Origin of the sequence: uncultured Hyphomicrobium sp., from assembly GCF_902826555.1 — a bacterium.
Taxonomy (GTDB): Bacteria; Pseudomonadota; Alphaproteobacteria; order Rhizobiales; family Hyphomicrobiaceae; genus Hyphomicrobium_C.
In genome coordinates this window covers 4,598-12,969 of the sequence record NZ_CADEFI010000060.1, presented here as the reverse complement: position 1 = coordinate 12,969, position 8,372 = coordinate 4,598, and the positions used below count along the sequence as shown (strand labels likewise).

Annotated in this window: 10 protein-coding genes; 7 read left to right on the top strand and 3 right to left on the bottom strand. The window is 62.8% G+C overall.

Annotated elements, in window-relative coordinates:
* From QZV93_RS16825 to ilvN, 3 genes are all read left to right on the top strand, one after another.
* Positions 1-1,046 (top strand): thiamine pyrophosphate-dependent enzyme (locus tag QZV93_RS16825; RefSeq protein WP_295559792.1); only part of this gene is annotated, 1,046 nt, incomplete at its 5' end.
* The gene (locus tag QZV93_RS16820; RefSeq protein ID WP_295559791.1) at positions 1,043-1,603 is read left to right on the top strand and encodes a hypothetical protein; all 561 of its coding nucleotides are present in this window, start codon (positions 1,043-1,045) and stop codon (positions 1,601-1,603) included. The genes QZV93_RS16825 and QZV93_RS16820, both read left to right, overlap by 4 nt.
* The gene (gene ilvN / locus QZV93_RS16815; protein ID WP_295559789.1) at positions 1,600-2,148 is read left to right on the top strand and encodes an acetolactate synthase small subunit; all 549 of its coding nucleotides are present in this window, start codon (positions 1,600-1,602) and stop codon (positions 2,146-2,148) included. The genes QZV93_RS16820 and ilvN overlap by 4 nt, the downstream gene beginning before the upstream one ends.
* Before the next feature lie 14 nt (positions 2,149-2,162).
* On the opposite strand, the gene QZV93_RS16810 is transcribed toward ilvN, so the two are convergent.
* The gene (locus tag QZV93_RS16810; RefSeq protein ID WP_295559787.1) at positions 2,163-2,672 is read right to left on the bottom strand and encodes a DUF1190 domain-containing protein; all 510 of its coding nucleotides are present in this window, start codon (positions 2,670-2,672) and stop codon (positions 2,163-2,165) included.
* 285 nt (positions 2,673-2,957) lie between these two features.
* Between QZV93_RS16810 and ilvC the strand changes: the two genes are divergently transcribed.
* Positions 2,958-3,977, top strand: a complete 1,020-nt coding sequence (ilvC, locus tag QZV93_RS16805; protein ID WP_295559786.1) for a ketol-acid reductoisomerase — start codon at positions 2,958-2,960, stop codon at positions 3,975-3,977.
* Between the two features lie 164 nt (positions 3,978-4,141).
* On the top strand, positions 4,142-4,387 hold the full coding sequence (locus QZV93_RS16800; RefSeq protein ID WP_295559784.1) for a hypothetical protein: 246 nt from the start codon (positions 4,142-4,144) through the stop codon (positions 4,385-4,387).
* A 49-nt stretch (positions 4,388-4,436) separates the two neighbouring features.
* Here the strand turns inward: QZV93_RS16800 and QZV93_RS16795 are convergent, their stop codons facing one another.
* Positions 4,437-4,592: a hypothetical protein gene (locus QZV93_RS16795; protein ID WP_295559783.1), complete on the bottom strand. Its 156-nt coding sequence runs from the start codon at positions 4,590-4,592 to the stop codon at positions 4,437-4,439.
* Between the two features lie 340 nt (positions 4,593-4,932).
* On the opposite strand from QZV93_RS16795, the gene QZV93_RS16790 reads away from it, so the two are divergent.
* On the top strand, positions 4,933-6,819 hold the full coding sequence (locus QZV93_RS16790; protein ID WP_295559781.1) for an EAL domain-containing protein: 1,887 nt from the start codon (positions 4,933-4,935) through the stop codon (positions 6,817-6,819).
* Between the two features lie 12 nt (positions 6,820-6,831).
* Here the strand turns inward: QZV93_RS16790 and QZV93_RS16785 are convergent, their stop codons facing one another.
* Positions 6,832-7,923 (bottom strand): diguanylate cyclase, encoded by a 1,092-nt coding sequence (locus QZV93_RS16785; protein WP_295559779.1) that lies wholly within the window; start codon positions 7,921-7,923, stop codon positions 6,832-6,834.
* Between the two features lie 251 nt (positions 7,924-8,174).
* Between QZV93_RS16785 and QZV93_RS16780 the strand changes: the two genes are divergently transcribed.
* A partial coding sequence (locus QZV93_RS16780) for a hypothetical protein (protein WP_295559778.1) occupies positions 8,175-8,372 on the top strand: 198 nt, incomplete at its 3' end.

Below are 8,372 nucleotides of genomic sequence, written 5' to 3'. Positions count from 1 at the left end.
CCCTGATGGGCCTCGGCGCTTATCCCGCGTCCGACAAGCAGTGGCTCGGCATGCTTGGCATGCACGGTACCTACGAAGCCAACCTGGCGATGCATGACTGCGACGTCATGATCAACATCGGCGCGCGCTTCGACGACCGCATCACTGGCCGCATCGACGCCTTCTCGCCCGGCTCGAAGAAGATCCACGTCGACATCGACCCGTCGTCGATCAACAAGAACATCCATGCCGATCTGCCGATCATCGGCGATTGCGCCTATGTGCTCGAGGAGATGCTGCGCGTCTGGAAGACCAAGGCGCCGCAGGTCGACAAGGCGGCGCTGAAGTCGTGGTGGAAGGAGATCGACGGCTGGCGTGCCAGGAAGTCGCTCGCCTACAAGAACTCGTCCGAGTTCATCATGCCGCAGTACGCCTGCCAGCGCCTCAACGAGCTCACCAAGGATCGCGACACGTACATCACGACCGAGGTCGGTCAGCACCAGATGTGGGCGGCGCAGTTCATCAATTTCGAGGAACCGAACCGCTGGATGACGTCCGGCGGTCTCGGCACCATGGGCTATGGGCTCCCCGCCGCCATCGGCGTGCAGCTCGCGCATCCCAAGGCGCTCGTCATCGACGTTGCCGGCGACGCCTCCATCCTGATGAACATCCAGGAGTGCTCGACCGCGGTCCAATATCGCCTGCCGGTCAAGGTGTTCATCCTCAATAACGAGTACATGGGCATGGTGCGCCAGTGGCAGCAGCTTCTGCACGGCAACCGTCTGTCTGAAAGCTACACCGAGGCGCTCCCCGATTTCGTCAAGCTGGCCGACGCCTACGGATGGACGGGCATGCGCTGCGACCACCCCGCCGATCTCGACGACGCCATCCGCGAGATGATCAATCACAAGGGCCCGGTGATCTTCGATTGCCGCGTCGCCAAGCTTGCCAACTGCTTCCCGATGATCCCGTCCGGCAAGGCGCACAACGAGATGCTGCTCGGAGAGAACGTCTCGGACGAAGATGTGCAGAAGGCGATCGGCAAGGAAGGCAAGGTGCTGGTGTGAGGCGGTTCGCCCGGGAGCGTCGCGCCGCATTTGCGGTCGCCACGGCGGCACTGGTTGGCGCCGGTGCGCACGTCGCGCCTGCCGTCGGCCAGACGCCGGACGCGGCATCGGAGAAGCCGGCCTGGGACCAGATTGCGGGAATCAAAGGCGCTGCCGAGCGTCTCGGCCGCCTGCACCGTGCGCGCGGCGCCAAGGCGGCCTACGAGCTGATCGAGAATTGCTACAAGACCCACAGCCTGGCCTCGACTTATGGCGAAGGCTTTGAGGCCTGCATCGTGCAGGACTACCTCGAGACGCGGACGCTCATCCAGGTTTACTCCCGCATGCCGCCCGACGCGTTGGAGAAAGCGGGCGTGCCGACGCCACATATGCTGGCCGAAAGCATGGGCCGGCGTGTCGCGCAGGCCTTCGGCCAGTATCAGAAATCGCAAGCCTACGCCGAAAACGTGAAGAAGCTGACCGACGAGCACGGTCTTCCCGTGTTTCTCACCATCGTCTTCCCGGAAGCCGTGAGAGCGCACGAGCGAGAGAAATCCAAAGAGAAGAAGCCCCAATGATCAATACCAACCCGCAGACCCACTACGCTGGCCCGGCGCTGAAGCAGGAGGTCGAAACGCGCACGCTCTCGGTGCTCGTCGACAACGAGCCGGGCGTGCTCGCGCGCGTGATCGGGTTGTTCTCGGGCCGCGGCTACAACATCGACAGCTTGACGGTGACGGAGACGGAACACGAGAAGCATCTCTCCCGCATCACCATCATCACGCGTGGCACGCCTGCCGTTCTAGAGCAGATCAAGCATCAGCTTGAGCGCCTCGTCCCCATCCACCGCGTGCGCGATCTCACGTCCGAGGGCGTGTCGCTGGAGCGCGAGCTGGCGCTGGTGAAGGTTGCAGGCAAGGGTGAGAAGCGCATCGAGGCGCTGCGCATGGCAGAGATCTTCCGCGCCCAGGTCGTCGACACGTCGATCGAGCACTTCGTCTTCGAGGTCACCGGCAAGCCCGGCAAGATCGAGACCTTCATTCAGTTGATGACGGAGCTTGGCCTGGTCGAGGTTTCACGCACCGGTATCGCTGCTATCGGCCGCGGCGCGGTAGCGATGTGATGAGCCGTCGTCGCTCAGTAGAGCTTACCCTTGCCCTTCTTGCCGGAGCTGGCTTGCGACTCCGCGACCGAAAGGGCGAGACGCGAGAAGGTCACGCTCCGGTCGGTGGCCATGAGCTTGCTGGCGCTCGCGGTCTGGAAGCCGACGCCGCCGTCTTTGACCGGATAGAGCGGCTCGGCGCGCGCCTGATCTCCGCCGACCGTCACCATGAATGCGGACAGCCGCGCGCGATACTTGCCCGATGCGGAGCGCTCGCACTGGTTGAGGCCGACCGCGCCTTCGCAAGCCTCGATATTGCTGTAGGAGGCGGAGGAAGCCTCGTGGCTCGCCACCGCCCGCTCGATCGCGGCCGAGCAGGCCTGGACCGCATCGGCGCCGAACGAGACGCAATCGGAGGCGCTGACGATCACGCCGCGCGCGTCGGAAGCCTTGGACGTACTCCCGCCCCCGCTGTCGCCACAGCCCGCGAGCGCCGAGGCGAGGCCGAAAATGCCAACAAGAGCTGCTTGTCGAAAATGATGCATGGCGAGAACGCTGTCAGAATGGCGATTCCGGCCTATTCTCGCGCACGGCGCCTTTCGGATACGTTAATCCTCCGCAGCACCGGACGCGGGTGGTTGGGCGCCGCAAATCGGCCGAGGCGAGACCGCGCGGTCGCAGATCCCGCCTTTTTGCCGGTTGAATCGGCGCCGACCGCCGGTGTAACGTCCGCCAGCTTTTCGGGGGCGCCCGCTCTCCGACCAATTCCGGGCGCCGCATACGCCGCCTCCACTCACCGTTAATCGCAAACCGAACCGCAAGAGAGACCGATGCGCGTCTATTACGATCGTGATGCCGACATTAATCTGATCAAGTCGAAGAGAGTTGCCGTCGTCGGCTATGGCAGCCAGGGCCGCGCGCACGCGCTGAACCTCAAGGATTCCGGCGTCAAGGACATCCGCATTGCGCTGAAGCCGGGCTCGCCGACCGCGAAGAAGGTCGAGGCCGACGGCCTGCACGTGCTTTCGGTCGCCGAGGCCGCGTCCTGGGCCGACCTGATGATGATGGCGACGCCGGATGAGCTCCAGGCCGACATCTACCGTTCGGAGATCGCCCCCAATATCCGCGATGGTGCGGCGGTCGCGTTCGCACATGGTCTCAACATTCATTTCAATCTGATCGAGCCGAAGTCGACGATCGACGTCATCATGATCGCGCCGAAAGGGCCCGGCCACACGGTGCGCGGTGAGTATCAGAAGGGCGGCGGCGTGCCGTGCTTGATCGCCATCCATCAGGATGCGTCGGGTAATGCACACGACATCGCTCTCTCCTACGCCTCGGGCGTCGGTGGCGGCCGGTCGGGTGTCATCGAGACCACGTTCAAGGAAGAGTGCGAGACCGACCTGTTCGGTGAGCAGGCGGTGCTCTGCGGCGGCCTTGTCGAGCTGATCCGTGCCGGCTTTGAGACGCTTGTGGAAGCCGGCTACGCGCCTGAGATGGCATACTTCGAGTGCCTCCACGAAGTGAAGCTGATCGTCGACCTGATCTACGAGGGCGGCATCGCCAACATGAACTACTCGATCTCCAACACGGCCGAGTGGGGTGAGTACGTGACCGGGCCGCGCGTCATCACCGCCGAGACCAAGGCCGAGATGAAGCGCGTTCTCGCCGACATCCAGACCGGCAAGTTCACCTCCGATTGGATGCAGGAGTACAAGGCCGGCGCCGCGCGCTTCAAAGGCATCCGCCGCTTGAACGACAGCCACCAGATCGAAGAGGTCGGCGCCAAGCTGCGCGCCATGATGCCCTGGATCGCCAAGAACAAGCTGGTCGACAAGGGACGCAACTAGAACGAAGCAAGCCGCGTTTTTCGACGGTCAGATGACAGCCCGCTCCTTGTTGCGCAAAGTCCGCGCCTCGAGGGCGGGCTGTCGTTATTGCAGAGGCAACGCTGGTAAGGTGCGCCGTTTGGGAGCATCCTGGAATTGCGCAAACAACTATTGGGAGTGTTGATATGAAACGCGCAATCGTCTCCTTGGGCCTCGCCGCCGTTCTGGCCCTCGCCGGTACGTTGGCATTCGATGCGCTCCGGGCCCCGGAGCAGTCGGCGGCAGTTGCGGCCAAGGGCTTCAAGACCTGCAAGGCCAAGACCACGGCTGGAAAGAGCAAGACGTGGCGCTGCGGAGCGGACCAGGCGTGCTGCGTCAACAAGATGCTGGATCTATATGTCTGCGGCTACCCGGGATTGGGCTGCCTCTGACACACGAAACATGCAGGCTCGGGGATACCGGGCCTGCAACGCCGGGACCCTAGAGCTCGACCCGGTCGAGCGCTGCATTGGCGGCGCGATTGCTGTCCTGCGTCTCGCGGACGGTGGACTGGGCCGGGCTGGCAAACAAGGATCGCATGATCAACCGCAGTCCATAGGCCGGACCGGAAGCGGCCAGTCGCAGAAATCTCGTCATGCGAGTTCCCTCCACGCATCACAGGCGCGGCAGCTCGCTGGAGCAGCCCTGTTGCGGTTTCGCACTTTTGAGATGAACGAGCCGTTAACGGGCCGGAACCGCAGCATCGGCGGGAGAAAACGGCGCCAGGCAATGCAAGGCGCGCTCATATCTTAATACGGAATATTAGAATACGAACTGTGCCTACTGTTTGCACAAACGAATTATAACTTCGGCAACCGTTGCCATGGGATAAATATCCCGGCGTATCCCAGAGCCGCCCAAGGAGGTCTCGTCTCCGGTGCGGAGCGGCTGAAAGGGTGCCCCCAAGCCTCTGGAGAGATGGCGGGAGAGGGACACGGTGAGCGGCAGGAAATCGCGCGGCCGGAACGTCGAAGACCGGCTCAAAGACATCCAGCACGAGATTCTCGTCCGGATCGCTTCCGGCGACGCGCTGGCCGATGTCATGCATCTTCTCTGCACGCGCGCCCAGGAGGTTGCCCCCAACGCCATCTGCTCTGTCTTGCGGGTCGACTCTTCCGGACGCCTGCGCCCGCTCGCGGCGCCGTCGCTCCCCGACGCCTACTCGCAAGGGATCGACGGAGCCGCCATCGGCCCCATGGTCGGCTCCTGCGGCAGTGCGGCCTACTTCGGCCATCCCGTCGAGGTCGTCAACATCAAGTCCGATCCGCGCTGGGCCGATTTCAGGGATGCAGCCCTGTCGCTCGGTCTCAAGGCATGCTGGTCGAGCCCGATCAAATCCCATCAGGATCGCGTCGTCGGCACGTTCGCCTTCTATTTCCGCCGGGCGCGGCGGGCGAGCAGCCTTGAGAAACGCATCGTCGATCACTGCGCGCATTTGTGCGCGATCGCAATCGAGCACTGGGCGACGCAAGGTCGAATGCGGCGCCTCGCCTATGTCGATCCGCTGACGGGGCTTGCCAACAGAGCCCTGCTCGCAGAGAAATTCCCCGAGATCCTTGCGCGCGCCAGTGAGTGCAGCAAGGAGGTGGCTCTGATCTACGTCGACATCAACGGCTTCCGCGTCATCAACGCCACGCGCGGTCACAAGATCAGCGATCAGCTCTTGCGAGCCGTTGCCGCTCGCATCCGCACCACGTGTGACGACGCCGACCTCACAGCGAGGCTCGGCGCGGATGAATTCTTGATCGTAAAGACCAACAGTGGCGACGAGGCCGCGCTCGCGGCTGCAGTCGCGGCCCTGGAAAAGGCGCTCGGCAAGCCATATCGCCTCGAAGGCGAAGCGGTGGTGCGGATTGGCGTTTCGATCGGCATTTCCCGCTTTCCCCACGATGGAACGGACTTCGATGCATTGGTTGCCAAGGCAGATGCCGCCTTGGCGGAGGTCAAGCTCTCCGGACGCGCGGGACACGCATTCTATACGGCGAAGATCGATGCAGAAGCGCGCGCGCGCCGGGCCTTCGAGCGCGACGTTGCCATGGCCGTCGTGGCGGGCCAGCTCTCTCTGGTTTTCCAGCCGCAGGCGGACGCGAGCACCTGTACGGTGAAGGGCTTCGAGGCGCTGCTGCGCTGGAACCATCCGATCCATGGGTACGTGCCCCCGAACAAGTTCATTCCCGCCGCCGAGGCGTGTGGTGCGATCGGAGATATCGGAGCGTTCGTGCTGCTGCAGGCCCTGGAGCAGGCAGCCAAATGGCCGAGCCATCTGCGCGTCGCGGTCAACGTTTCTCCGGCGCAGATCGTACACGCGGATTTTGCACACCTGGTCGAAAGCGCGCTCATGGGCACCGGGGTGGATCCCTCGAGGCTCGAGCTCGAGGTCACGGAAAGCCTGTTCATCTACGATTCCGAAACGGCGTTGCGGACGTTGCAGAAATTGAAGGCCCTGGGCGTCGGCGTGGCGATGGACGACTTCGGCACCGGCTACTCGTCGCTCAGCACGCTCCGTTCGTTCCCGTTCGATCGCATCAAGATCGACCGCAGCTTCATCGAGGACATGGTGAGCAACAAGGATGCCGCCGCCATCGTCAGCACGATCATGGGGCTCGGCCGGGCTCTGGGCCGGCCCGTGGTGGCCGAGGGCGTTGAGACCGAGGCGCAGCTCGCGGAGCTGCAGCAGCAGGGATGCAACGAGGTCCAGGGCTACCTGATCGGCAAGCCCCTGCCTATCGAAGCCTACGCCAAGGTGACAGGTGCGGCACCGGCCGGCGAAACCCGGATCACCGGCGGCAGACAGCCCAGTTCATCGCGTTCAGCGGTCGTCTGACGGGGGCCGTGGTCACTCGCCGAAGACGGCAACGCGGTTGCGTCCCGAGGATTTGGCGTCGTAGAGCTTTGCGTCGGCGCGTTGCACCAGCGCTTCCACATCGTCGCCGGTGCGATACTGGGCGACGCCGAATGATGCCGTGAGCTGGCCGATCTTCTGATTTGTCTCGCGGATGGTCAGCCGCTTGCTTTCGAACTGACGCCGGATCCGCTCTGCTATGACGCGCGCGCCGTCCTGGTCCGTCATAGGCAGGATAACGGCGAATTCCTCGCCGCCATAGCGGATCACGGTATCGGCGTCGCGCACACTGCCCTCGATGACGCGCGCGAACATCTTGATGAGCTCGTCGCCGACTTGATGGCCGAACGCGTCATTGACCCTCTTGAAGTGGTCGATGTCGCACATGACGAGGGACAGCGGCGTGACTTTGGTCTGGCACTCTTGGATGGCCTTTTCCATGGTCACATCGAACTGACGCCGGTTGCCGGTGCCCGTCAGAGGGTCCTTCAGGACCACTTCCTCGGCTTCGGTCAGGCTCGACCGCAGTGACTGGATCTGCTTTTGCGAATCTTCAAGCCGGGTTTTGAGCGCATTGCTGTCGTTCCGCATGCGCTCGTTTTCCGCGACCAGCAAGCTCACGATCACGCGCACTTGCTCGGATTCGGGGAGCGCTCCGAGGCGCGCCTGAGCATTGGCTAGCGATTTGGCGTAGCTGTCGTTGGTCGTGATGTGAGCTCGGATGCTGCCGAGAACTTTCGAGAGCTCTTGATCGAGCTTGCTGCTGGCCTGCATCACGGCTTTGCTGCTGCCGCCGAACGCGCCGCCGAAGACATTCGAAAGCAGGCGCACGAAACCGAGCAGAATCAATCCGAGAAGCGCCAGCACAGCCACGCCGATGGCTGCGATGCCGAGCAGGGCGATGGGATTGTAGCGCGTCTCGACGACCGTTCCATCTCCGCTGAAATGAACTTCACGCAGCGTGCGGAAAGGGGTGAGGTCCAAGTCGGAGGCGGCGAGAAGCATCGCGAGAATGACAAGAACCGCCGTGCCCCCGGCTGCCAGCATGGTGCGCTGGGTTACTGTCAAGTCTCTGAGTGAGATCATCAGAAAACACTTTGCAGGACGGAGCAGGATGGAACGGGGATGGCACTCGCAACGAGATCTACAACAAATGCGGCATCGGACACATGTGATAAAAACGACCATAATTCGAAGGGCGGCCGCTGATTGTCCGACCAGTGACTTTGTTCCGCGCGCTAAACACATCCCGAAATTTGCGGGCGGGCGCGAAGCATGGATCGTTTCTTGTCGAATTTATTCAGTGCAATCAGTGAGGTCTGACGAACCTTCAACTTATGAACGTCGGCAAACTAAGTGATTCGCTGAGCGCCCGGAAGGAAGCCACTGATTATCTAACGGGCAGCCTACAAACAATAGGCAGTTCGTACGACGAGACGGCCACCCAAAGCCTTCGGGACGTTGTTGGACTAAAGTCGAAGGGCAGCGCGCTCGCGATCAAGAGCAGCGCCATGACAATATTGAAGGTGCGCAGT

What these genes read in the sequence shown, in the direction of transcription:
- QZV93_RS16800 (WP_295559784.1), top strand. Translation starts at nt 4,142, where the DNA reads ATGAAACGCGCAATCGTCTCCTTGGGCCTCGCCGCCGTTCTGGCCCTC.
- ilvC (WP_295559786.1), top strand. Translation starts at nt 2,958, where the DNA reads ATGCGCGTCTATTACGATCGTGATGCCGACATTAATCTGATCAAGTCG.
- ilvN (WP_295559789.1), top strand. Translation starts at nt 1,600, where the DNA reads ATGATCAATACCAACCCGCAGACCCACTACGCTGGCCCGGCGCTGAAG.
- QZV93_RS16785 (WP_295559779.1), bottom strand. Translation starts at nt 7,923, where the DNA reads ATGATCTCACTCAGAGACTTGACAGTAACCCAGCGCACCATGCTGGCA.
- QZV93_RS16810 (WP_295559787.1), bottom strand. Translation starts at nt 2,672, where the DNA reads ATGCATCATTTTCGACAAGCAGCTCTTGTTGGCATTTTCGGCCTCGCC.
- QZV93_RS16795 (WP_295559783.1), bottom strand. Translation starts at nt 4,592, where the DNA reads ATGACGAGATTTCTGCGACTGGCCGCTTCCGGTCCGGCCTATGGACTG.